Source organism: Asticcacaulis sp. P2_B1, from assembly GCF_056404915.1.
Genome location: NZ_JBFUDD010000009.1, coordinates 110488 through 133510 on the forward strand (window position 1 = coordinate 110488; position 23023 = coordinate 133510).

Annotated in this window: 17 protein-coding genes; 10 read left to right on the plus strand and 7 right to left on the minus strand. The window is 60.7% G+C overall.

All coding sequences use genetic code 11. From position 1 onward, the window contains the following. From AC1DX3_RS17585 to AC1DX3_RS17610, 6 genes are read left to right on the plus strand one after another with little or no spacing between them, the layout of a single operon-like run. Nucleotides 1–1479, plus strand: a complete 1479-nt coding sequence (locus tag AC1DX3_RS17585; protein WP_476990625.1) for an O-antigen ligase family protein — start codon at nucleotides 1–3, stop codon at nucleotides 1477–1479. Beyond that, nucleotides 1476–2435, plus strand: coding sequence for a glycosyltransferase family 2 protein (locus AC1DX3_RS17590; protein ID WP_476990626.1), 960 nt, complete (start codon nucleotides 1476–1478; stop codon nucleotides 2433–2435). Before AC1DX3_RS17585 ends, AC1DX3_RS17590 begins: the two co-directional genes overlap by 4 nt. Next, nucleotides 2432–3583, plus strand: coding sequence for a glycosyltransferase (locus AC1DX3_RS17595; RefSeq protein ID WP_476990627.1), 1152 nt, complete (start codon nucleotides 2432–2434; stop codon nucleotides 3581–3583). The genes AC1DX3_RS17590 and AC1DX3_RS17595 overlap by 4 nt, the downstream gene beginning before the upstream one ends. After that, nucleotides 3580–4497: a glycosyltransferase family 2 protein gene (locus AC1DX3_RS17600; RefSeq protein ID WP_476990628.1), complete on the plus strand. Its 918-nt coding sequence runs from the start codon at nucleotides 3580–3582 to the stop codon at nucleotides 4495–4497. Before AC1DX3_RS17595 ends, AC1DX3_RS17600 begins: the two co-directional genes overlap by 4 nt. Before the next feature lie 30 nt (nucleotides 4498–4527). Then, the gene (locus tag AC1DX3_RS17605) at nucleotides 4528–5598 is read left to right on the plus strand and encodes a glycosyltransferase family 2 protein (protein ID WP_476990629.1); all 1071 of its coding nucleotides are present in this window, start codon (nucleotides 4528–4530) and stop codon (nucleotides 5596–5598) included. Between the two features lie 3 nt (nucleotides 5599–5601). Next, the gene (locus tag AC1DX3_RS17610) at nucleotides 5602–7095 is read left to right on the plus strand and encodes a lipopolysaccharide biosynthesis protein (RefSeq protein WP_476990630.1); all 1494 of its coding nucleotides are present in this window, start codon (nucleotides 5602–5604) and stop codon (nucleotides 7093–7095) included. On the opposite strand, the gene AC1DX3_RS17615 is transcribed toward AC1DX3_RS17610, so the two are convergent. Together AC1DX3_RS17615 and AC1DX3_RS17620 are read right to left on the minus strand one after the other, a co-directional pair. After that, a complete protein-coding gene (locus tag AC1DX3_RS17615; RefSeq protein WP_476990631.1) occupies nucleotides 7085–8515 on the minus strand; it encodes a DUF1501 domain-containing protein in 1431 nt (476 codons plus the stop codon). The genes AC1DX3_RS17610 and AC1DX3_RS17615 overlap by 11 nt on opposite strands. Nucleotides 8516–8526: 11 nt before the next feature. After that, a complete protein-coding gene (locus tag AC1DX3_RS17620) occupies nucleotides 8527–10311 on the minus strand; it encodes a DUF1800 domain-containing protein (RefSeq protein ID WP_476990632.1) in 1785 nt (594 codons plus the stop codon). 479 nt (nucleotides 10312–10790) lie between these two features. On the opposite strand from AC1DX3_RS17620, the gene AC1DX3_RS17625 reads away from it, so the two are divergent. From AC1DX3_RS17625 to AC1DX3_RS17635, 3 genes are all read left to right on the plus strand, one after another. Beyond that, nucleotides 10791–11552 carry a WecB/TagA/CpsF family glycosyltransferase gene (locus tag AC1DX3_RS17625; RefSeq protein ID WP_476990633.1) on the plus strand — a complete coding sequence of 254 codons (762 nt, stop codon included), beginning with the start codon at nucleotides 10791–10793 and terminating at the stop codon, nucleotides 11550–11552. A gap of 103 nt (nucleotides 11553–11655) precedes the next feature. After that, on the plus strand, nucleotides 11656–12636 hold the full coding sequence (gene galE / locus AC1DX3_RS17630) for a UDP-glucose 4-epimerase GalE (RefSeq protein ID WP_476990634.1): 981 nt from the start codon (nucleotides 11656–11658) through the stop codon (nucleotides 12634–12636). Between the two features lie 307 nt (nucleotides 12637–12943). Beyond that, complete coding sequence (locus AC1DX3_RS17635; protein WP_476990635.1) at nucleotides 12944–13807, plus strand: 2OG-Fe(II) oxygenase; 864 nt, start codon at nucleotides 12944–12946, stop codon at nucleotides 13805–13807. A gap of 28 nt (nucleotides 13808–13835) precedes the next feature. Here AC1DX3_RS17635 and AC1DX3_RS17640 read toward each other — a convergent pair whose 3' ends face one another. The 5 genes from AC1DX3_RS17640 to AC1DX3_RS17660 all read right to left on the minus strand — a co-directional run bounded on the left by AC1DX3_RS17640 (nucleotide 13836) and on the right by AC1DX3_RS17660 (nucleotide 20726). Continuing rightward, the gene (locus AC1DX3_RS17640; RefSeq protein WP_476990636.1) at nucleotides 13836–15932 is read right to left on the minus strand and encodes an outer membrane protein assembly factor BamB family protein; all 2097 of its coding nucleotides are present in this window, start codon (nucleotides 15930–15932) and stop codon (nucleotides 13836–13838) included. Between the two features lie 23 nt (nucleotides 15933–15955). After that, on the minus strand, nucleotides 15956–17008 hold the full coding sequence (locus AC1DX3_RS17645; protein ID WP_476990637.1) for a sugar phosphate isomerase/epimerase family protein: 1053 nt from the start codon (nucleotides 17006–17008) through the stop codon (nucleotides 15956–15958). After that, nucleotides 17005–18090 (minus strand): Gfo/Idh/MocA family protein, encoded by a 1086-nt coding sequence (locus tag AC1DX3_RS17650; RefSeq protein ID WP_476990638.1) that lies wholly within the window; start codon nucleotides 18088–18090, stop codon nucleotides 17005–17007. The genes AC1DX3_RS17645 and AC1DX3_RS17650 overlap by 4 nt, the downstream gene beginning before the upstream one ends. Further along, nucleotides 18083–19606: an MFS transporter gene (locus AC1DX3_RS17655; protein ID WP_476990639.1), complete on the minus strand. Its 1524-nt coding sequence runs from the start codon at nucleotides 19604–19606 to the stop codon at nucleotides 18083–18085. The genes AC1DX3_RS17650 and AC1DX3_RS17655 overlap by 8 nt, the downstream gene beginning before the upstream one ends. Before the next feature lie 94 nt (nucleotides 19607–19700). Then, nucleotides 19701–20726: a LacI family DNA-binding transcriptional regulator gene (locus AC1DX3_RS17660; RefSeq protein ID WP_476990640.1), complete on the minus strand. Its 1026-nt coding sequence runs from the start codon at nucleotides 20724–20726 to the stop codon at nucleotides 19701–19703. Between the two features lie 301 nt (nucleotides 20727–21027). Here AC1DX3_RS17660 and AC1DX3_RS17665 point away from each other — a divergent pair, with 301 nt between their 5' ends. Further along, a complete protein-coding gene (locus tag AC1DX3_RS17665) occupies nucleotides 21028–22848 on the plus strand; it encodes a linalool dehydratase/isomerase domain-containing protein (protein ID WP_476990641.1) in 1821 nt (606 codons plus the stop codon). Nucleotides 22849–23023: the final 175 nt, after the last annotated feature.

Consider the following 23023-nt stretch of genomic DNA (forward strand, 5'->3'; position numbering starts at 1 on the left):
ATGCTTGCTCTTACGAAGACAAGACAGCTCCCGCCGGCGCCAGGTCCGGCGCCCGTTGCCAGGGAAAAGCCGGCACCGAAAAAGACGTCGTCGTACAGCTTTTTCAGCTTCGATTTCCTCATTCTGTTGGCCGCTATCCTGATCACGACCAATGCCACCAGCCTGCTGTTATACAACGATGGTGGCGATCAGGAATCCAAGATCGGCTCAGCCCTGGTCGTGGCAAAAGCGTCCGGCGGGGTCAGCAATGCCCTTCGCCAGGTCTTGCTGTCGCCGCTCTATCTCTACGCCATATATTACCTCGCCATCCATCGCGAAAAAGCGCTGCGGCTGTTGATAAAGTCCTGGCCGCTGACCGTGATTTCTCTGTTGTCCATCTTGTCGACCCTGTGGTCGATCGAGCCCAGCAGCACTTTGCGCCGCAGTCTCAGCCTAGTCGGCGGCACGGGCTTCGCCTTCTATCTGGCGACACGATACACCCTGCCGCAATTCGTGCGTCTCCTCGGTATATGTATGGGTATTGTTTGCCTGTTGACGTTCTTCGGTGTGTTCGTGACCCCGGAAATGGGCATTCACCACGACAAGCATTTTCCCGCCTGGCGCGGATATTTCGGCCACAAGAATCAGCTGGGCAATACCATGGACTGCGCCCTGCTGATCGGCCTTATGCTGATCGTCAGCAAATATGCGACACGGGTGGGGTGGGCTGTCGTCATCATGTCGCTCATCCTTGTTGCCGGCAGCCTGTCGCGATCGGCCTGGGTGCTGGCGGGTTTTACCATTGTGTCGGCGGCCTTTATGAGTCTGGCCCGGCGTGATCGTCCCCTGGCCACAGTCCTCTTCGTTTTTGCGGTGATGGGCGTTGCCGCCTTTATCTTGTTTGGCGATCCGGCCAAAACCTATGACGCCTATATGGTCGATCTCGGCAAGGACCCGACCCTGTCCGGCCGGACCGTCATCTGGATGCACATCCTTGATCTCATGCGCGGCTTCCGCTTCTGGATCGGCTATGGTTACGATTCCTTCTGGACGTCGGCCAAGGGAGCCCTGTCGATGAACTGGGGTCTGGGGGATTTCGTGCCGTCGCATGCCCATAATGGCTGGCTGCAGGTTTTCATCCATTTCGGCATTGTGGGTGTCATCCTGCTGGTCATTGGCTTCGTCAACGGCCTGCGGGCCAATCTGACGCTGAGTCTGCGCGGCGACAACCTGCTGTTTTCAACCGGTCTGATCTACATCTTCCTCTATCTCTGCATCAATCTTACCGAAACGACCTTCATGTGGCGCGATCACTTTCAGTGGATCATGTTCATCTACTTTTGCGCCAGTGCCACCCAGTACAAATTTGCTCCGGTGCCCCTCACGGCGCCCGCCAAGAAGGTGTTGCGCCGCCGCAGCCGGCCAGAGTCGCAAGACAAGTCACAAGCACATACCGAACCGTCGCAGGCGGCGCCTCCCAAGCTTCCGGACGCGCCATGACAACGTCTGAGGTAAGCAAGTTACAGGTCGCGGTCTGCATAGCCAGCTTTCGCCGGCCTGACCGGCTAGCCGTGCTGCTGGCATCGTTGGCGCGGCAACGCTTTTCGCAAGTGCCGGCGCCGGACTGGCGCGTCATCGTCATCGACAACGATGCCGAAGGTTCTGCGCGGCCGGCTTGCGACGCCTTTACCGCTGTCCGCCTCGACTATGTCCGCGAACCGCGCCAAGGCCTGAGCTATGCCCGCAATGCCGCCATTGTCGCGGCACTCGATCTCGACGTCCTGGCCTTTATCGATGACGACGAAATCGCCAGCGAACTGTGGCTCGACTCCCTGCTCAAGGTGCGCGCCGACAGCGGCGCCGAGGCCGTGGTCGGTTCGGTCACCTATGTCCTGCCCGAGACGGCGCCGGCATGGGTTCAGCGCGGCGGCTTTTTCAAGTCTCTACCGTTGCTGGGTGACGGGGCCGAAGCCCTGGCCCGCGGCTCGCATAACCTGATGCTGTCGTGCGACTTCCTGCGCCGCAGCGGCATGTGTTTCGATCTGCGTTTCAATAGGGCCGGTGGCGAGGATGAGTTCTTCTTCCGCACCGCCATCCGTGCCCACGGCCTGCGCGTCGCGGCGGCTCCAGCCGCCGTGGTGGAGGAAACCGTGCCGGCCAACCGGGTGACACTCGGCTGGCTGTTGCGACGCAAGTTCCGTTACGGCAACACCCTGGCGCGTTGCGAGGTTCTGCACCATGCCGGCGCCGGTTCATTACTGGTGCGTGCTATGAAGGGGGCAGGGCGGATGATGATGGGCGTTGTGATCGCGGCTGCCGGCTGCGTCACCATTCGCGCCGACCGGACGGCATCCGGTCTCGCCATGTCGTCCTTCGGCCTTGGCATGATTGCCGGACTGGGCGGCTTTACCCAAGAATCTTACACACCCGATATCATGAAGGCGGAAACGGTATGAAAAAGGCCATCGTCGTCCGATCGGAATGCCTGCGCTATTCCGAAACCTTCATCCGCGAGCAGGTCCTGGCGTGCAAGACCTGGGACATTACTCTGGTCGGCAACGAGAATGCCGGCGGCCTGCCGCTCGACGAGCTGAACGCGCGCATTTTCCGCGGTTGGTTGGCCGGTCAGCTGGGCCGCCTGGTCTGGCGCCTGGGCATGATTCCGCCAGCCGTGACGCGCCAGGTCAAGGCCCTGGGTGCGGCCGTCGCCCACGTCCATTTCGGCACCAATGCCGTTGAATGGATGCCGGTGTTGCGGCGCCTGAATGTGCCGGTCATTGTCACCCTGCATGGGTACGACATCATGACCTCAAGGGCGGCATGGGCGCGCAAGGCTCATACCGGCTTTGGCGATTATCCACGTAAATTGCTGGCCCTGGCGAAAAATCCGAACGTCCACTTCATCGCCGTCAGCGAAGCCGTCAAGGCAAGGGCCATCAGCTTCGGCCTTCCGGCCGAGCGCATCACCGTCCACTATATCGGCATCGATCCGGCACGTTTCACACCATCGCCTATCCCGGTTACCGAGCGTCCGCGCCGCATCCTGGCCGTCGGCCGCCTGGTCGAGAAAAAAGGCGGCCGCATCCTGCTCGAGGCCTTCGCCCGCGTTCGTCAGGCCGTGCCCGACGCCGAGCTGATCATGGTCGGCAACGGCCCCTTGCAAGAGGCACTGGAGGCGCGCGCCGCCGAGCTGGGCGTGCCGGTAACCTTCACCGGCAGCCTGCCGCCGGCTGAGGTCAAACAGCAGATGCATCAGGCGCGCGTCTTTTGCCTGCCTAGCATCACCGCCGCCGATGGCGACGCTGAAGGCTTCGGGCTTGTCATCCTCGAAGCCCAGGCTTGCGGCGTGCCGGTCGTCACATCGGCGCTGGGCGGCGCCACGGAAGGCCTGATCGAGGGCGTGACCGGCTTTGCCTTTGCCGAAAAGGACGTTGACACCCTGACGCAAAGACTGACCCAGATCCTCCTCGACGACGCCCTGGCGGCACGTATGGCCGCCGCCGGTCCCACCTTCGTCGCCGAACGCTTCGACGTCTCCGTCCGCAGCGCCGAACTGGAAGCCTATTACGACGAAATAACGGCGCGGGGTGCCAAACGCGCATGAGCGTATCCGTGGTCATGGCCGCCTATAATGCGGCCCTCTATATCGATGAAGCGATCCGTTCGGTCGTGGCGCAATCCACGCCCGACTGGGAGCTGATTGTCGTTGACGACGGTTCGCGCGACGATACCGTGGCGATTGCCAGATCCTATGCTGACGATCCGCGTATTCGGGTCGTCGTCCGGTCGGAAAACGGCGGTCCAGCCCAGGCGCGCCACGATGGCACCCTGATGGCGCGTTATGCCTATATCAGCTATCTCGATGCCGACGACCGGTTGCGGCCCGATACGCTTCAGGTGCTGGGCGACGCCCTGATCGCTGCGCCCGCCGCGGTCTTGGCCTATGGCGATTTCGTGCGCATCAATGCGCGCGGCCGTCAGTTCGGACTGCACCGTTATGCCCGTGGACGCAATCGGCCCACGGGCGACGTCCTGCGCGCCTTCCTGCGCAACAACCACATGCCCAACGGCGGTTGCGCCGTCATCCGGCGTGACGCCATCCTGGCATCGAACTGCTGGAACTCGGCGCTTATCTGTGCCGAGGACTGGGTAGCGTGGACGATGTTGGCCACCTGTGGTGATTTCGTCTATGTCCCGCGTTTCAAGGCGCTGGAATATCGCGAGCTGATTACCGGCCTCAGCCATGTCCAGAACATCCATTTCGAGCGCGCCCTGCCCAGTATCAACGCTGTCTATGGCGACCCGCGGGTGACCGCGCGCTTCACGCCGGGACAACTTAGGCAAATGCGTTCTGTTCGCGAGTGCAATATGTGGTTTTATCTTGCGTCGCTCAATGTTAGAAGAAACAGGTGGCGGACGTCTATGACCTGCCTGACGCGTGCCATTGGCAAGAATCCAAGGCAGACAGCGGAATTATTTGCCAAGTATACCTTGACAGCGCTGGACAGGTTCTTCTAGGTTGATTCAAGCCAATTCCCGAGACGTGACATGAAGATTGAAGTACATGTATTGACACGGCTGGACGGCCACAGCATTCCCGAAGATAAACGGGAAGTGCGACTGTTTGCTACCGTGCGTAATGAGTTGGCAAGACTGCCTCATCTACTGGATTACTATCGTAGTATAGGCGTAGATCGCTTCTTCATTGTTGATAATGACTCGACCGACAAGACCATCGAATTCTTGTTGGAACAGCCCGATTGTCACGTTTTCCACACCCGGAATCGCTTCGCACCGGGCAAGGCCGACTGGCAAAACAGCCTGCTGGACGGCTATGGCACCGGCCATTGGACCCTGGTCGTCGACGCCGACGAGCTGTTTGTTTTTCCGCACTGCGAAAAAATCGGCATACGCGCCTTCTGTGATTTTCTCGACGCCGAGGGCAGCGAGGCGGTCGCCAGTTTCCTGCTCGACATGTACGGCGAGGGCGGCCTCGACCGCGCCGTCTACACCCCGGGCCAACCCTTTCTCGAGGTCTGCCCCTATTTCGACGGCGACTACGGTTTCATGGACCGGCCGGCCCTGCCGTTCATGAAGGCGCCGTTCCCGCCGCGGGAACCGGTCGGCGGCCCGCGCCTGCGCATGTTCTATCCGGAATGGAACCGCCGTACGACCTGGATGCAATGGAAGAAGCGATTGGCGGCGCAACTCGCCAAGCATCTGCCCAAGCTCGGTCTCGGCAATCTGCGCACCCATCTGCAAGGCCCGCCGATTCTCTACAAGGTACCGCTGGTCAAATGGAAGAAGGGCTATGTCTCTACCCTGCATACCCTGTGCGCCGCGGTGAAATTGTCGGCCGTCACTAGCGCCATCCTGCATTTCAAGTTCTTCTCTGATTTCCATGAAAAGGCGACCGTCGCAGCCACCCGCGGCCAACATTTCGGCGGCGGCGTCGAATACAAGAAGTATTTGCACAGCTTCAATAAGAACCCCGACAATGTCTTCGTCTATGACGGCAGCGTCAAATACGGCTCGACCCAGGATTTGCTCGACCATCATCTGGTGACCACAGTCCCGCCTTACGAAGCCCACGTGGCTTCACTAACAGCGCCGGCCTGACGTATGTCGATTCATAAGAAAATCGCTTCGGGCATGTTCTGGGCCTTGCTGGAGAAGCTGGGTCAGCAGGGCTTGTCCTTTGTCGTTTTCCTGATCCTGGCACGCATTTTGGGCCCTGCTCAGTTCGGCCTGGTCAATCTCTGCTACATCTATATCACCATCTCCTATTTCATTATCTCCGGTGCCATGGACGGCATCGTCGCCCTGCAGATTCGCGACGATAAGCGGTTGTCGACCATGTTCTGGACGGTCATGGCGATAGGTGTCGTGCTGGGCGCCATCTGCTTCCTAACGGCCGGCCCGTTCGCCGCCTTTATGAAACATGATCAGATCGAACCGCTGCTGCACTGGATTGCTCTCGTGCCGATCCTGATCGCCGCCCAGGCCGTACCCTATGCCCTGGTGATGAAGTCGATGGACTTCCGCATGTTCACCATCCGGACGATCATCGCCAATGTCGCCGGCGGGATCACCGGTATCGTCATGGCGTTGCGCGGTTTCGGTCCCTATGCCCTGATCGCCCAGCAGATCGTCATGTACCTGGTCACCAACCTGGTGATCTGGCCGGGTTGCCGCTGGCTGCCGAAGCTGATGTTCGACAAGACCTGCCTGCGCGCCGTCATGGCGCCCGGCGCCCGCACCAGCGGCTCTTACTTTCTCGACTTTTTCGATCAGCAAGCGCCGCGCGTCATTGTCGGCTCCTTCATCGGGGTCGTCGCCGTCGGCCACTACTCGCTGGTCACGCGCATCCGTCAGGCCATGTACGACGTGTTGATTCATCCCCTGAACGTCGTCCTTTATCCGGCCTTTTCCGAAATCAAGGACGACCACGAAGGTCAGCAGCGCGTGCTGGGCCAGATCATCGCGGTCATCGGCGCGCTGATCTTTCCGGCCATTGTCGGCACGGCCGCCATCGCCGGCCTGTTCGTCCCGGTTTTGTTCGGGCCCGCGTGGGATCCGGCCATCCCGGTCATGCAGTTGTTATTGCTGACCGGCACGACCCTGCCATTTGTCATCGTCTTGCGCGATGTCCTGCGCGCCCATAACAAAACAGCTCTCTATCTCAAGGTCCAATGCGGTGTGGTCGCCGCCAATCTCGGCCTTGCTTTCTTCCTGGCGCCGCACGGCCTGGTCGTCATGTCGTGGGGCTGGGTTGCCATGTCGGCCGTGGCGCTGTTGTCCTATGTCGAAGTGCTGAAGCGCGCCACCACACTGGACCTGTGGCCGAGTTTTGCCCGCCTGATTCTTCCCATCGCGTCGTCGGCCGTCATGGCCCTGGCGATTTTCGCCCTGGAACAGGCGCCGTGGCACTCGGCCAATATCTATCTTCACATGGCCCTGGCCATTGCCCTGGGCGCCGTCGTCTATATCGGCTGCGCCGGCGTGTTGATGCGCAAAGAGGCGGGATTGCTGATCGCCATGCTCAAAAAGATGCGCAGCCGTAAATCCGTGCCTGCCATCGCGATTGCCGAGCCTGAACCGCCGGTTACCCCATAAAGCCCAGGTCGGCCGTGGCGAAATTGCCGATGCGCGGCAGGACCGTCGGCATATCGCCAGCGGACACTCCGAACCAGCGCGCCAGGGTGGCCGCAAACTGATCGACCGAGGTCGACGGCAGCAAACGGCCCTGGCCGACCTGGTCGTCGCTTTTCACCGAAACATGTGGCGCCGTGCCATAGAACTGACCGCCCTTGACCGCCCCGCCAACGACGAAATGGTGCCCGCCCCAACCGTGATCGGAACCATCGCCGTTGGAGGTGAGGGTGCGGCCGAAATCGGACGCCGTGAAAGCAGTGACATTATTCGCGACACCCATCTCGACCGTGGCATTATAAAACGCGGTCATGGCCTCATTGACCTTGGTCATCAGGACGGGATGGTCGCGCATCAGGTTGTCATGGCTGTCGAAACCGTTGAGCGACACGAAGAAGACCTGGCGCTTCATACCCAGCCGGTTACGCGCCGCGATCATCCGCGCTACGATCTTCAGCTGATCGGTCAAAGGGTTGGCGACACCGGTCGGATTGAAATTGGTCGTCAAATCCAGCCCGTTAAGCGCGGCGCTAACCGTGCCCTGCATGTCGATGGAGCGCTGGGTGACGCGGGTATATTCATTTTCCAGCGCGTGGCTACTCGGTTGCGACAGCAGGGTTTGCAAGGCGGCGACCGTGGCATTGCTGCCGAAATAGCGGTTATTGAGACCGAGGATGGAAATGGCGCCCGAGGCGTCCAGCTGATACTGGCTGGCGGTCTTGCCCGACAGATAGACGGCGTTGCCGCTGGCCGTGACGCAGGTCAGGCTGGAGGTGCCGTTCGACGACAAGGCCAGGTCGCCCATACGTCCGCCCCAGCCCTGGATAGCGCCTTCGATAGCCAGGGACTGCCAGAAGGACTGCTGGTCGTTATGCGAGAACAGTTGCGGCGGCACCGGATAGGCCGCGCGGTTACCGCCGTTATATTGCGCGGCGGAAAGCGGCGCGATCAGAGGGCCGACATTCAGCTGGACGGCCAATTTGCCGGCGGCGAACAGCGACGACAATCCGGTCAATTCCGGCGCCAGGGCATATTGCAGGTCGTCGGTCAGGGTCTGGGCGTGGACAGGTGTCAGGGCGGTCGCCGTCAATTCGTCGCGCCCGAGCGCTATGCCGCCGCGCGTGCGGCCGTCGCCGCCGCCGCGAATGGCGCTGTAAAGATCGTAGTTGGCGGTGTCGTAGGGTATGACGGTATTGGTCTGGTCGTTGCCGGAATACAGAAAAACGCAAACCAGCGCCTTGTAATCCTCAGCTTCGGCCGCCGCGGCCTCGCCGAATCCGGCCAGGTTCATGGCCAGCGGAGCGGCGGCTCCCAGGCCTGCCAGCTGGGCGCCGCGCGTCATGAAGGCGCGCCGGCTGAGCTCTTTGGTGCGGCTGATATGCATACTTTTAGAACCTACTTCTGGACGAGATATTCGGGCGAGGCCATGACCATGAAGATGGCCGATTGCAGGGTGTCGAGCTTTTTGGCATCCGTGCTGGCGCTGGTCGCGGGATAGGTATCCAGCGCATTTTGAATGACGGTTAGCGTGTTGGCGGACAGCTGGTCGGCGCAAAAATGCAGGTTGAGCCAGGTCAGCAGGCGTCCGCTGTCGTCGGCCAGCTCCATCAGGCCGCTGAAGTCCGGCAGGACGTCGTTGCGGCCGTTTTTCAGGAAACGCATCAGGAAGTTGAGATATTCGGCGACCGAAGCTTCGTTGACGATCTGGAATTCCGGTGCACTTAACCCGGCATCGGACAGTGCCTGTACCGGCGGCACGTAACCCGGACGGAAGAAGTTGAAGACCGAGGGCGCGCGTAAGGGACTTTGACCCATGCCCCACATGTCGCGTGACGTGTCGTAGATATTCCAGTCTCCTGTCGCGGTCGTGACGCCCAGGGTACGGCAAAGCTGGACGAAACGGATCATCGGTTCGCGCAGCTTGCCGCCGGTCGTCGAGGTCGAAAGCGTGCGGGCTTCGACGTCGTTGAGGATCGCTGTCCATACCGCTTTCAAATCGCCGCGCGCATTGGTGGCGGTACCGGCGAAGACGGCGGCGACGCGACCGACATAGGCCGGACTCGGATTCGACGTCACCAGGCGCTGGATCATCTGGCGAGCGAAGAAAGGGCCGGTATTGGGATGATGGAAAACGGTGTCCAGGGCGATTTTCAACGCCGTCGCGCCGTCGGTGCCGGCGGGAATGGTCACGCCGAGAAAGGACGCGGCCAGGGTTGAATGGTGACTGGCGTTGAACACCATCGGCAGGTCGCAGAAATCGCGGGTCGGGACCTGGTAGACGCCGCCATTGATGGTCAGGGGCGACCATACCGTGGTGCGCGTATCGTAGTCGTAGCCGGTAAAGACACGCGCCAGGTTGTTGATGTCGGCCTGGCCGTAGGTGGGGATGAGAGCGCCGGACTTGTCGGTGGCGTAGGTGCCGTCCTTGTTCAGCTTGTAAAGGCCGATGGAGAACAGTTGCAGGATTTCGCGGGCATAGTTTTCATCCGGCTGGCGGCCGCTGCCGTCTTCCTTCACATTGCCCTTGGTATTGAGGTAGCGCCCCATGGCCGGGTTGAGCGTGACGGCTTCCAGCAGGTCGCGGAAATTGCCGAAGGCCTGCCTATTGAGCATGTCCCAATAGCCGGCCATGACATAGGACGGCCAATAGCCGTCGAAAGCCGTGCTCGAAACGACGAAATATTCTGACAGGGCCAGGGCCACACGCTTGCGGACGGCGTCCGGCGCGGTGATCAGCTGATTCCACATCATGTTGTCGGTATAGGTGACCTGAAAGAACTTCAGTGCCGAATCGACCGACCCGAAGCCGCGGGAATCGAGCCATTGCCGACCGGTCACGCCGATTGGCACCTCATATTGGTTTTTCAACCACACAGCGAAGCCTTGAGTCCGGACAGCCTTGATTTCGTCGTCGCTGGCGGAAAACTGCGCCTGCAGCAGAAAGCGGGCGGCGCTTTCCTCGGGAAAGGTCGACAGGCTGGGCGCGCTGTGGGTCGTGGAGGCAGTGTCGCCGGAGCTCGCGGTCCCGTTTTGACTGCCGCCGCATCCGGCCAGGCCAGCCGTCAGGGCGCCGATGGCGGCGCCGGCCAGAGGACGTATCGGCGAAAATTGCGACTGCGGGCTGTCGCCGGATACCGTGTCGCCATCAGTAATGTCATCGCAGGTAGAAGATTCGCCCACTGCTTTGCGTCCAGCCGGGCCTGTCAGGCGCGGCAACCGTAACAGAGATGTCAGCAGGCCCATGACGCCACTCCACGCTCGATAACAAAACCGACATTAGACATAACGAATATAGGTTAAAATGGAAAAAACGCCGCCACATTTCGGTCGTTAACCAATAACGATGTTTTTAACACTCGTTTAATCATAATTGTACTTGATGAGTACTTGTGATCTATTACACAGATACATAATTTATTTCCGCGCATACATTCTGTGTGCGAAAAGACTGTGCCATTTTGCCCTAAAAAAATATCGCGCTGCGATAATAACTATGGTTAAAAATTTATTTCCGATGAGGACTTGCCAATAAAATAAAGGCAGGTAAGGTATTTTGCAACGCAGCATAAAAGGGAAGTGACCGAAGGGGAGCGGTGGACCGCATGGCCGGTCCGGCCTGCAAGACTGTCGTGTGTCAACCTTTATTCCGGTGTTTCCCCATGAAGCCTTTGCGTCTGAATTTTCTCGATCTGCCCCTGAACGCCGGGGTCACGGTCGACTCGATCTGTGAGCTGATCGGCAAGCGCGACGAGTCGCATTTCATCAGCTTCGTCAATCCGCAATCCTGGGCCATGGCCTTGCGCCAGCCAGACTATCTCGAGGGCCTGAAGCAGATCACCATGGTGCTCCCGGACGGCGGCAGTGTCGCCTATGTTTGCCGCCTGATCACGCGGCTGGAATGCCAGCGCGTCAGCTTCGATATGTCCTCCCTGGCCGGTCCGTTTTTCGAAACCCTGTGCCGCGACAATGCCGGCGTCATGCTGGTCGGCGGCAAGCCCGGCGTGACCGAGCAGGTATCGGAAAAGTTGCGCCAACGTTATCGCGGCCTGCCGGTCGTCGGTTGCGATGACGGCTACGGCGCGCTTGATGTCAAGGTCGCCAATATTATGCGCGTCAATCCGCGCGTCGTCATTATCGGCATGGGTGTCCCTTATCAGGAAAAGGCTCTGCTGGCCTTGCGTCAGGCCGGCTTCACAGGCATCGCCATCACCTGCGGCGGCTTTTTCGATCAGTATCTGCAGTCGGAAACCTATTACCCGGCCTGGGTCGACCGCCTCAACCTGCGTTTCGCCTACCGCATCTATATGGAGCCGGCGCGGTTGTGGCGGCGCTATTTCATCGATTATCAGGTCTTCATCTGGCGGGCGCTCCTGGGTGCCTTGACCGGACGGGCCGACTGGCGGATCGAGCAGGCTGCTTAATGCGGCTCCAAAGCCGCCGGGCACGCCGCATGGGCGGCGGCGGGCGCTTGCCCTTGCCAAGGCGAGAGGCGCCTTGGAATAGATTGTACTAACGGATTTGATGATGAGACAAGCGATATTGATCGCGGGCGGCGCGGGCTATATCGGTGCCCAAACCTGCAAGACACTCTACCAGGCGGGCTACCTGCCGGTCACCCTGGACAGTCTGGTCACGGGTTTCGAGGCGGCGGTCAAATGGGGGCCTTTCATCAAAGCCGATCTGCGCGATCGCCAGGCTATTCTCGACGCCGTCGCGACCTACGACATCAAGAGCGCCATCCATTTCGCCGCCTTCAGCCAGGTCGGCGAAAGCACCCGCAACCCCGCCAAATACTACGACAACAATGTCGCTGCGGCGACCAGTTTCGTTTCGACCCTGGTCGAGGGCGGGGTCACGTCCATCGTCTTCTCGTCGACGGCAGCGGCCTATGGCCTGCCCCAGGTCACGCCCATTCCCGAAACCCACCCCTTGCTGCCGATCAATCCCTATGGCGGCAGCAAGATCGCCTTCGAGCAGGCCCTGCACTGGATGGCGCAAGCGCACCCGTTGCACTACACGATCCTGCGTTATTTCAACGCCGCCGGCGCCGATCCCGACGGTGAGATCGGCGAAAGCCACGACCCCGAAACCCATCTCATTCCGTTGATCTGTCAGGCGGCGATGGGGAAGGGGCAGCCCCTGACCGTTTACGGTTCGGACTATGCCACGCCCGACGGCACGGCGATCCGGGACTATGTCCATGTCGTCGATCTGGCCGATGCCCACGTCAAGGCGTTGGAGCGCCTGATGGGTGGCGGTGACAACCAGATCTTCAATGTCGGCACGGGCAAGGGTGTCACCGTCCTCGACATGCTGACGACGGCGGGCAGGGTGCTGGGGCGGCCGGTGCCCTATAGTATGGGACCCCGCCGCGCCGGCGATCCGGAATCCCTGGTCGCCGATGTTGCCAAAATCACTGCCATGCTGAAATGGACGCCGACCTGCAGCGACCTGGACAGCCTGATCGGATCGGCTGCCCATTGGCAGGCCCATCGTCATTACTAATCGCTTGCCGTTTGCGGCCGGATATTTTGCCCAGAAATAATACCAAGATGTTGCCATGCAATATTTGCGCGGCAGCAATGCCGTCGGTAGCGCCCTGTGCGCAAAAAACCATAAGGTGATAATTTTCAGCTCTTTTCGCAAATAATCGTGGCGAAAAGGGTTAATCTAAGGTAGATTTTAACGGAAAATTTACAATCGGCCTTTCGCAAGCGCACACTTGCCCGGCCCTGTAAAATTAGGCGGAATTTGACGGGGCGCACCCGACCGGTCGAGAGGGCCGGCACGGTGCTCAGTTAGGGGTGACCACATGGCCAGGGACGGCGAAGTCGCGCGTAATCACGCGGTGATCGGGGGGCAACCGATCTATCTCGACGAACTGATGAACCCGAAATATTTGCGCGAGTCCGAAATCACGGCCTTGCGCGAGCGGCTGTACGGGGCGGCGCCGTTTGCCCACCTGGTCATCGACGATCTGTTTTCCAAGCCGTTGCTCGAAGAAATGGCGAAGGAATACGATCAACTGTCCCCGAAGAACTGGAAGCTGTCCGAACACGCCCGCGAAGATCGTCGCGGCACCTTGCCCTATGCCCGGATGGGCCATGCGACCGACCTCTATTTTCAGACCATTTATTCGACGCGCTTCCTGCACTTCATGACGCAGTTGACGAGCATTCCGGATCTGGTCACCGATCCGTCTCTGCTCAATGGCGGCCTGCACGACGTGCCGACTGGCGGCCGTTTCGACATCCATATCGACTATACCCATCACCCGCTTACCGGCCTTGCCAACCGCCTGGTCATGATTACCTATCTCAACAAAGACTGGAAGGCCGATTACGGCGGTCAACTCGAACTGTGGAATGCCGCCACCAAGGCCTGTGACGTCAGCATCGTGCCTGATTTCGGCCGAACGATCATGTTCATGAACGGTCCGACGGCGCTGCACGGCTGTCCGCGACCGATCGCAGAGCCAACCGGCCGATCGCGCCGGTCGGCGGCGGCCTATTTCTACAGCCCCGATCGCGGCCAGGCCGAAACGCCGCACTACACGCAATATCTTGAAGCCGCCAAACCGCATGCCGGCTTGATGCGCTCGATCAGGCCGTTCGTGCCGCCCATCCTGCTGGACGGCGTACGTCGGCTAAAAAGCCTGATGTCCCGGAAGAGCTGAACTTTACTCGGCCATTTCGTCTGAAAATTTATTTATCCGTGGGCAGGCTGTAGGCGATAATCTCGCCGCCGGGTTTAGCCTTGGCATTTTTGCCGCCGCCGGCGCCGATGACGACATATTGCATGTTGCCGACCATATAGGTCGCGGGCGTCGCCACGCCCGCTGCGGGCAGGTCGGTTTCCCACAGCAGAGCACCCGTACGTTTGTCGAAGGCGCGGAATTTATTGTCGTAAACCGTGGCTGCGATAAACAAGACGCCGCCGGCGGTGACGACTGAACCGCCATAGTTTTCACTGCCGGTCGTCATGTCGTTGAGCTCGGGATAATAGCCCAACGGATGACGCCACAGATATTGCCCGCTATCGAGATTGAGCGCGTTAAGCGTGCCCCACGGCGGCGCAATGGCCGGATAGCCGTCCGGATCGAGGAAGCGATTATAGCCGTCGAATACGTAGTCGTCGTTCTGGGTATCGGGATAGGCCGACGCTGTCCTGGGCGCCGGGTCGCTGCGCAGGAAGGCGACCAGCGTCTTGATCTCGGCCGGGGTCAGGGCCGTGCCGAAGGCCGGCATGCGGCCGCCGCCCTTGACGATCTGCGCCGTGATCTGCTCGTCGTTCATGCGCTTGCTGACGCCGATCAAAGACGGGAATTCCGGCGGGCTGCCGGCGCGGTTGTCGCCATGACAGGACGCGCAGGTATTGCCATAGACGGCGTCGCCGCCGGAACCCGCCATGTGCACCTGCGGCTTGACGCGCAAGGTCCAGGCCATCTCATTGGCGTTGATGTAGAGGACGTGGGTCTGCGGATCGAAGGCCGCGCCGCCATATTCGCCGCCACCGTCGAGGCCGGGGAAAATGATGGTGCCGGCCTGGGATGGCGGGTCGAACGGCCCGCGGCTGCTTAACCGGGCAAAGGCTTCGGCCGCGGCCCTGTGCGCCTCAGGTGTGCGGTTGGTCAGCATATCGGCCGTCAAATGCTGGCGGGCGAAAGGTTCGGGCGAGGCCGGCATGACCTGAGTGTCGGCAGTGACTTCACCCGGGATGTCGGACTTGATGGCCTGGATCGTATTGAGCGGATAGAGCGATTTGCCGGTAAGGCGATCGAGCACGAAGACAACTCCGGCCTTGGTGATCTGGGCGACGGCCGGGATGTCCTTGCCGTCGCGATGGACGGTGACCAGGGTCGGCGGCGTCGGCGGGTCGCGGTCCCACAGGTCGTGGCGCACCAGTTGGAAATGCCAGACCTTCTTGCCGGTATTGGCGTCGAGCGCGACCAGCGAGGTGCCAAACAGATTATCGCCCTTGCGGTCGCTACCGTAGAAATCCTTGTTGCCCATGCCGGCCGAACCCAGCGGCAGGAAGACAAGGCCGCGTTCCGGATCGAGCGTCAGGCCCGACCAGGCATTGGCGCCCATGGCGGTCTTCCAGGCGTCTTTCGGCCACGAGTCGTAGCCGTCCTCGCCGGGCCATGGAATGGTGTGGAAGATCCAGCGCAGCTTGCCGGTCCTGACATCATAGGCGCGGACATGGCCGGGCGTATTACCGGTCGAGCCGAGGATGATCATGTCCTTATAGACGACGCCCGGCGACACGACGCTGACCGAAATACTGGCGGGATCGCGACCCATATCCTGCCTGAGGTCGACCTCGCCGTCTTGCCCGAAATCGCTTTTAACCTGGCCGGTCTTGGCGTCGACGGCGATAAGGTGGTTTCTGTAGGTGAAGAGGATGCGTTCGTCGTCGCCGTCGTGCCAGTAGGCGACGCCGCGCAGGCGCTGCTTGGTATTGACCGCCTCGCCGTGGGCCGGGTCAAAGACCCAGGCCTGTTTGCCGGTGGCGGCGTCGAGGCAGAACAACCGGCCCTTGGGCGAGATGAAATAGAGCCGGCCATGGACGATCAGCGGATTGCCCTCCATGTCGGATTGGTTTCCGCCTTCACCGAAGGCATCGCCGGAATCGAAACGCCAGGCAACCTTGAGGTTTTTGACGTTCGCCGTGGTGATCTGATCCAGGGTCGAATAGTGGGTGCCGTTGGCATTGCCGTGATAGACCGGCCAATCGGCGCCCGAGGTCGACGATGTGGCGTCGGGCTTACCTGGGTGGCAACCAAGAAGGGTTACAGCCATCAACGCGCAAGCGGCCAGGTTTTTCATAGGCCTAATACTTTACGGTTTGCCGCGGCATCGCTGCCGCTGGCGGCAAAGTCATCGAAGGCGCGCTCGGTGACGCGGATAATGTGGTCGCGGATAAAGGGCGCGCCTTCGCGGGCACCGTCCTCCGGATGCTTCAGGCAGCACTCCCATTCCAGCACCGCCCAGCCGTCATAGTCGTACTGGGCCAACTTGCTGAATATGGCCTTGAAATCGACCTGGCCGTCGCCGAGCGAGCGGAAGCGTCCAGGCCGGTCGACCCAGCCCTGGTAACCGCCATAGACGCCGCTGCGCCCATTCGGGTTAAACTCGGCGTCCTTGACGTGGAACATCTTGATGCGGTCGTGATAGAGGTCGATGAACTGCAGATAGTCGAGCTGCTGCAGCACGAAATGGCTGGGATCGTAGAGGATATTGGCGCGCTCGTGGCCGCCGACCTCGGCGAGGAAGCGCTCGAACGTCGCGCCGTCGTGCAGGTCCTCACCCGGATGGATCTCGTAGCAGCAATCGACACCGGCCTCGTCGAAGACATCGAGGATCGGCCGCCAGCGCCGGCCCAGTTCCGCGAAGGCCTCCTCGATCAGGCCGGCCGGGCGCTGCGGCCACGGATAAAAATAGGGCCAGGCCAACGCCCCGGAAAAGGTAGCGTGGGCCTTGAGGCCGAGATTTTCCGAGGCCCTGGCGGCCAATTTCATCTGCTCGACCGCCCATACCTGGCGTTCGGCCGGCTTGCCCCGTAACGGTTCCGGCGCGAAACCGTCGAACAGGCTGTCATAGGCGGGATGGACGGCGACTAATTGCCCTTGGAGATGGGTCGATAGTTCCGAGACGACCAAGCCGTGCTGGGCCAGGGTGCCGGTGACCTCATCGCAATAGGTCTGGCTGGTCGCGGCTTGTGCGACGTCGAAAATATGCGGTGTCGAGGTCGGAATCTGCAGGGCCTTGTAGCCGACGCCGGCCGCCCAGGCCGCCAATGTATCGAGCTGGTTGAATGGCGCTGCATCGCCGATAAACTGCGCCAGGAAGATAGCCGGGCCTTTTAGGGTTTTCATAGCAGGTTTTCCCATTGCCGCGACCGGCTGGACGAAACGGCCCGTTCGACCAGGGCCATGCCACGCACCCCGTCCTCGATGCCGGGAACGAGGGAAGGATGGCCGTTAATTTGCGCTGCGAAGTCGCTGTAAAGTGTGGCGAAGGCTTCGAGATAGCCTTCTGGATGGCCGGCCGGGAAACGCGCGCCATAGGCAAGATAGGGCGAACCGGCGTGCAGTATCTGGGTCGGCTGGTCGTGCCAATGCAAGGTCAAGGTATTGGGCTGTTCCTGCGACCAGTTGAGCCCACCCTTTTCGCCATAAACACGCAGGCGCAAACCGTTGCGGTCCCCGGCGGCGATCTGCGAGGCGATCAGGGCACCGCGCGCTCCGTTATCGTAACGCAGCAAGACGTCGCAATCGTCGTCGAGCACCCGGCCGTCAACGACGTGGCCGAGATCGGCGATCAGGCTTTCGACCTTTAGTCCGGTGACGAATTCGCTGAGGTGAAAGGCGTGGACGCCGATATCGGCGACGCAACCGCCAAGGCCCGATTGTGCAGGATCCGAGCGCCAGTCGGCCTGTTTGTTGTGCACCGGTTGCGACAACCAGCCCTGGCTGTACTCGACCACGACCTTGCGGATGGCGCCCAGCCGGCCGTCGGCGACCAGCTTGCGCGCTTCGCGGACCAGTGGATAGCCACTATAGGTATAGGTCAGGCCGTACTGTTTGCCCGAGGCCGCCACGATATCGGCCAAAATGCGGGCCTCGGCAAGATTCAGGGTAGCCGGTTTGTCGCACAGGACATGGATGCCAGCCTCCAGGGCCGCCTTTGCCACCGGGAAATGGGTGGAATTGGGTGTCACGATACAGACAAGGTCGAGTTTGCCGGCTTCAGCGGCGAACATGTCGCCGTAAGAGGCGTAAATACGCTCGGGCTGAAGGTTGTATAAGGCTCCGGCTTCGGCCGATTTGGCCGGATTACGGCTGAAAACGCCGGCAACCAGCGCGATTTTATCGTCAAGACGCGCCGCCATGGCATGGACCGGGCCGATAAATGACCCCGGACCGCCCCCGACCATACCCATCGTCAATCTAGCCATCGATCGCCTCGGTCGTCGGAGTCAGGATCACCGGCTTATAGCCGCCGCGCGAGCGGAAGAATAAGATCAGGCCGAGATAGGCCAGCAGCATGACGAGTGGGAGCAGGGCGACGTCGCGTAGCGCCACCTGCTTGCTGGCGCCGGTAATACCGGTCAACACCGTCTGTTCGTCGGCCGGGGCGCTCGCGACCTTGGCGGCATCCAGCGCCGTATAGTGGCCCAGGATGCTGACGCGGTCCTCGGTCAGGTAACGGCTGACGAAGGTCGTATGGTGGGTGGCGTCATAGGCCACCATGCTTTCGCGCGTAGCGTGGTCCTGGGCGGCACCCAGCATGACCGAGCCGACGATACCGGCCGCCAGCATGCCGGCGCCGGCCAGCATATTGATGGTGACCGCGCCGCCCTTGGGGAATTGTTCGGAAGCGACAGCCAGGGACGTGCCCCAGAAGAAGCTCTTACCGATACCGTAAAGCGTCGCTGCCCCGAGCAGGGCTGGGCCTACGGCGCCCGCCATCAGGAACAGGCCGATCGCCGCCAGCGCCGACGCCATGGCCAGCACACCGAGCGGTTTGAAACGGTCGATCAGGGTGCCGGCAAAGATGCGGATAACGAAGACAATCAATGATGTATAGATCAGCACCCAGCCGGCGGCGAGGCCGAGCCGGGTCATTTCCGGCGCCATCAGGGACGAGATCCAGCTGTCGGTGCTGAGCTCGGTCGTCGCCAGCGGGATCATGATCAGGACCAGGATGACGTAAAGCGGCCGGCCCGCCGAACGCGACAGAAAAGCATAGAGCAGCGTTAGTACGCCGACCAATCCGAAGGTAACGAGGGGCGTCAGGTTGAACACCCGCCCGACCTCCAGCATGATCAGGGCGGCCAGGATAAAGGCGCTGATAAAGCCGGCTTCGCCCAACATGGTACGGTAGGAGATGTTGGACGCCACGCGTTCGCTGACCGGAAATTTGCGGCCGATCAACAGCACCGTATAGACCAGGATGGGGGCGATCATCAGCGCCACCTTGAGGCGCCAATCAACATTGCCGAGCGCCATGGCCAGCAGGCCGCCCAGGATCATGCCGCCCGGCCAGGCGGCGTGGACCCGGTTGAGCCATTTCGGCTTGTCGTGATGAAAGATCGTGGCAATCAGTGGATTGGCGGCGGCTTCGACCGCGCCATTGCCCAGCGCCATGATGAAGGTGCCGGCATAGAGCGCCCAGTAGCCATGGGCGGTCAGCAGGAAGCCCAACCCGACCAAATGGCACAGGGCGGCAAACCAGAAGGTCAGCTTGAAACCGATGCGGTCGATGAAGAAGCTGAACAGGACGATGGTGATGGAAAACGGCCACAGGCCGACACCCAGCAATTCACCCTTTTGCGTTTCCGACAGGGCGAATTGCAGGCCCCAGTCGTCGATGACCAGGGCGCGCAGGATGAAGCAGAAGGAGGTCGCCGTAATGGCGGCGAACGAGGTGGTGAACAGCACGCCGGTGCCGGATTGTGTTGAGCTTGTCACGCCTGAGGATCCCTGAGCCGGCCACCTCTGTTAACGGATGGTCCGGGCGTGAGAGAAGCACATGTTGTAATCCATTACAACATGGGTGGATCATCTACCCATTTGCGGCAGCCAAAAAACCGGGCACCGCGGTAGATTCACGAACGACCAGTTCATGCGGCAGGGTGAGGTTGACCCTGCCGGCGGCGCTGCCGTCCATAATGGCGATCAGCAATTCGACGGTCTTGCGGCCGATTTCCCGCATCGGCTGGCGCACGGTCGTTAAGGACGGCGTACCGAAGCGGGAGAGGCGGATATCGTCGAAACCGATCACCGAAACGTCTCGCGGACATTCCAACCTGGCCTGACGCAGGGCGTGCAGGGCGCCGAACGCCATATCGTCGCTAAAACAAAACAGGGCGGTCGGTATCGAGCCGGAAGCGATCCATTGCGCTGTCAAATCGGCGCCGGACTGGATGGAATAGTCGCCATGCATAACGTGCAGATCGCCGCCGCAACCATGTGCCGCCGCGCTGTCGCGGGCGCCTTGCAAGCGGTCGCGGCTGATCGGGCTGCGCATGTCGCCGGTAATGATACCGATCCGGCGGTGACCCAATTGGTAAAGATAATCAACGGCTTCGCGAGCAGCGCGGGCGTTGTCGATATGGACGCTGGATACCTTCAGGTCTTCAACGAATTCGCAACCATTGACGATCGGCGCGGCTTCGCCCAGACGCTCGATCATGGCATGAAGCGAGGCGGGCAGGGTGTGTCCGAGGAAGATCATACCATCCGCCTCACGCCGGCGCAGCAGGCTAGCATAGGCGTCTTCGCTGCTGCCGTCAAAACCTACATCGCCCAGCAGGACTGTATAGCCGGCGGCATAGGCGGCTTCCTCGGCACCGCGGATAATATTGGCGAAAAAAGCGTTGGCGATGTCCGGCACGGTAACGATCAGCCGCCGCGTCTTGAGTGTCCGCAACGATTTGGCCATCAGATTGGGTTCATAACCCAGGGCTTCGATGGCGGCCACGACCTTTGCCAGGACCGCAGGCGAGACGTGGGCATAACCGTTGAGCACACGCGATACGGTCGCGGTCGATACGTCGGCCTTTTTTGCTACATCCTGAATGGTCGCCATGTTTGTCCCGCAGAAGTCGCGCATTGTGCGTCGTCGCCAAGGCTCGTCTTAAAACCTTATGGGCGGTATTACCAAGGAAAATCCGAACCATGACACGTTCCGAAAGACATCATTTCCCATAACCTTTCTTAGGCGTAATAGTGCTCCGCCAACATACAAATGTCAGTGATGGGTTAGCACGCGCATTGTTCGGCAGGTCTTAAGGAAGTTAGGGCATTCTCACCCTGGCTACCGGCCAGAGGGTTTCATTTTGCCGCCAAAGACCGCTCCACTACCGCCTTATACACGCGTCTTCGGTCCGGTGGCGCAAGCGCGGGTCGTCAGGCTCATCGTCTTATATCTCGTAATAGCCTCTTGCGGATTTGCCCTCTCGATCTTCTCCCACAACAGCCACGCCGAAGCCTTTGGACTCGGGCTGGTCTTGCCGGGCGGCGGCTTTCTCAGCCATTACGACCTCATTAGCCCTTTCGGCCTATGGCATCTGGCGACCGCTATCTCGGTGGCCGGGCTGTTCCTTTTGGCGCTCGGCGTGTGGTTCGGTACCGGAAATGTCCTGGCGCCCCCTGCTGTCTGGTTGGGCGCGGCGGTATGGGCGGGTCTGATGAATCATGGTGCAACGCACAACCTGGCCGTACCCACGGTGTTCGGAATAACCGGCCTCTTGGTCCTGGGTTTGCTGGTCGCCACCGTGGTACGCTACGCCCTGGCGGGACGTCAGCGCACGCGCGACAATGCTTATTTGATGACGGCGACTTTTGAGGCCGCAGAGGATGACGATGAAACACCGGAAATGACGCTCGGTCATTTGCAGTGTCTGCGTTTCGCGCTCGATCGCGCGTTGCAGCCGATCGAAGCGTTTGAAGGATTCGAGCGGCTCGATCAATTCCAAACTGCCGCCATACGTTATCAGATCAATTTTCTCGCCTACGCCATCGCCCTCAGCCAGGCACGGTTTACGCCTGCCTTTGCCGGTTATATGTGCGATGCCCAGGGCAACCTCATCGATAAGCAAGCGGAAAAGCGCGTCTGGCGTTATTGGGCGCTTGAAAATCTGTGGGGAAATCTCAGTCTTGACGACAATCCGATCGGCCGGGAAAATATCATGTTTACCGGCTTTATTGCCTTGCAGATGGCCTTGCTCAAGGCCAATGGCGCCAACGACTTTACCGTCGCAGACCGTTTTCGCCTCAATGATCGACTGGCGTTTTGCGATGCCGATCTGATTGCGCGCCTCGAAAGTGAGATGGCGCGCTCCGCGTTCACCCTGTTCGCCTGCGAACCCAATTGGATTTACCCGCTGTGCAATACCGTCGGCGCCAGCGCCATTCAGGCGCATGACGGCGTCCGATGGGATGCCATAGCCGATGATTTTCGCACGGCGCTCGACAGTGAATTTCTTGATGCCTTTGCCAGGTTTGTACCCTGCCGCTCAGCGCGGACGGGGCTGTCCCTGCCCGCCATCGGCGGCGCCATGCCCCTGGCCATGCCCTGCTTTTTCCTCAATACCATTGCGCCGGATATCGGCCGACGGCAGTGGCTGCTTCTGCGGCAGAGGTTATTCGACAAGAATGGCCGCTTCCGGCGGCGCGCATTCTGGCCCATTGATACGGGAAATTACGGATTCTCACGCGCCAGCGCTTACACGGCAACGGCCTTGGCAGCTGCCGAGCTGGGCGACCGCGAAGTCTACGAAGCCTGCCTCTCGGCCTTGAGTGACGAATGCCCGCCAGTCCTGAAAGATGGGGTAATCCATCGCCCGCGGGCGTCGGTTTGGTCGCACGGCGTCGAATTGATGGCACGCGCGACGGTCAAAGACAGTTTCCGCCGCCTGATCACAACGGCAGGTTCCGATGGCCCAAAGCTGGTGGACTTGCCCTACCCCCAAGTCCTGGTCGCCGCCGCCCATTATGTATCCGGCGAACTCCGGGCCGTGCTTTATGGTGACGGCGTTTTCGAGGCCGGCTTAACAGGCCTGAAGGCGAACGGCCGCTATCTTTTCCGCGGCGCGATGTCCGGTTCCCTTATCGCCGACGGGACCGGGAAGATTGCCTTCACCGTCCGCCTCGACGGTCGAACGGTTCTTCGGGTAACTCCAGAGGAGGATTTATGGCCTGCTGCGTAATACTGGCGGCCCTATTCAGCGTGATCATGGCCGTGAAGGCTGCCCTGTTGGGCCGTTCGCGCGGGTCGCAGGCGCAAGAGTGGCGGCTGAAGGATAAAGATACCACATGACGGATTTTGTTTTTTAGGGATTTGCGCCGTGTTTCTGGCTTGTCTCGCACCTCGTCTTACGTATT

Excerpts from the sequence above, each read along its gene's own strand:
- AC1DX3_RS17585 (WP_476990625.1), top strand. The coding sequence starts at position 1 with ATGCTTGCTCTTACGAAGACAAGACAGCTCCCGCCGGCGCCAGGTCCG.
- AC1DX3_RS17590 (WP_476990626.1), top strand. The coding sequence starts at position 1,476 with ATGACAACGTCTGAGGTAAGCAAGTTACAGGTCGCGGTCTGCATAGCC.
- AC1DX3_RS17595 (WP_476990627.1), top strand. The coding sequence starts at position 2,432 with ATGAAAAAGGCCATCGTCGTCCGATCGGAATGCCTGCGCTATTCCGAA.
- AC1DX3_RS17600 (WP_476990628.1), top strand. The coding sequence starts at position 3,580 with ATGAGCGTATCCGTGGTCATGGCCGCCTATAATGCGGCCCTCTATATC.
- AC1DX3_RS17605 (WP_476990629.1), top strand. The coding sequence starts at position 4,528 with ATGAAGATTGAAGTACATGTATTGACACGGCTGGACGGCCACAGCATT.
- AC1DX3_RS17610 (WP_476990630.1), top strand. The coding sequence starts at position 5,602 with ATGTCGATTCATAAGAAAATCGCTTCGGGCATGTTCTGGGCCTTGCTG.
- AC1DX3_RS17615 (WP_476990631.1), bottom strand. The coding sequence starts at position 8,515 with ATGCATATCAGCCGCACCAAAGAGCTCAGCCGGCGCGCCTTCATGACG.
- AC1DX3_RS17625 (WP_476990633.1), top strand. The coding sequence starts at position 10,791 with ATGAAGCCTTTGCGTCTGAATTTTCTCGATCTGCCCCTGAACGCCGGG.
- galE (WP_476990634.1), top strand. The coding sequence starts at position 11,656 with ATGAGACAAGCGATATTGATCGCGGGCGGCGCGGGCTATATCGGTGCC.
- AC1DX3_RS17635 (WP_476990635.1), top strand. The coding sequence starts at position 12,944 with ATGGCCAGGGACGGCGAAGTCGCGCGTAATCACGCGGTGATCGGGGGG.
- AC1DX3_RS17640 (WP_476990636.1), bottom strand. The coding sequence starts at position 15,932 with ATGGCTGTAACCCTTCTTGGTTGCCACCCAGGTAAGCCCGACGCCACA.
- AC1DX3_RS17645 (WP_476990637.1), bottom strand. The coding sequence starts at position 17,008 with ATGAAAACCCTAAAAGGCCCGGCTATCTTCCTGGCGCAGTTTATCGGC.
- AC1DX3_RS17650 (WP_476990638.1), bottom strand. The coding sequence starts at position 18,090 with ATGGCTAGATTGACGATGGGTATGGTCGGGGGCGGTCCGGGGTCATTT.
- AC1DX3_RS17660 (WP_476990640.1), bottom strand. The coding sequence starts at position 20,726 with ATGGCGACCATTCAGGATGTAGCAAAAAAGGCCGACGTATCGACCGCG.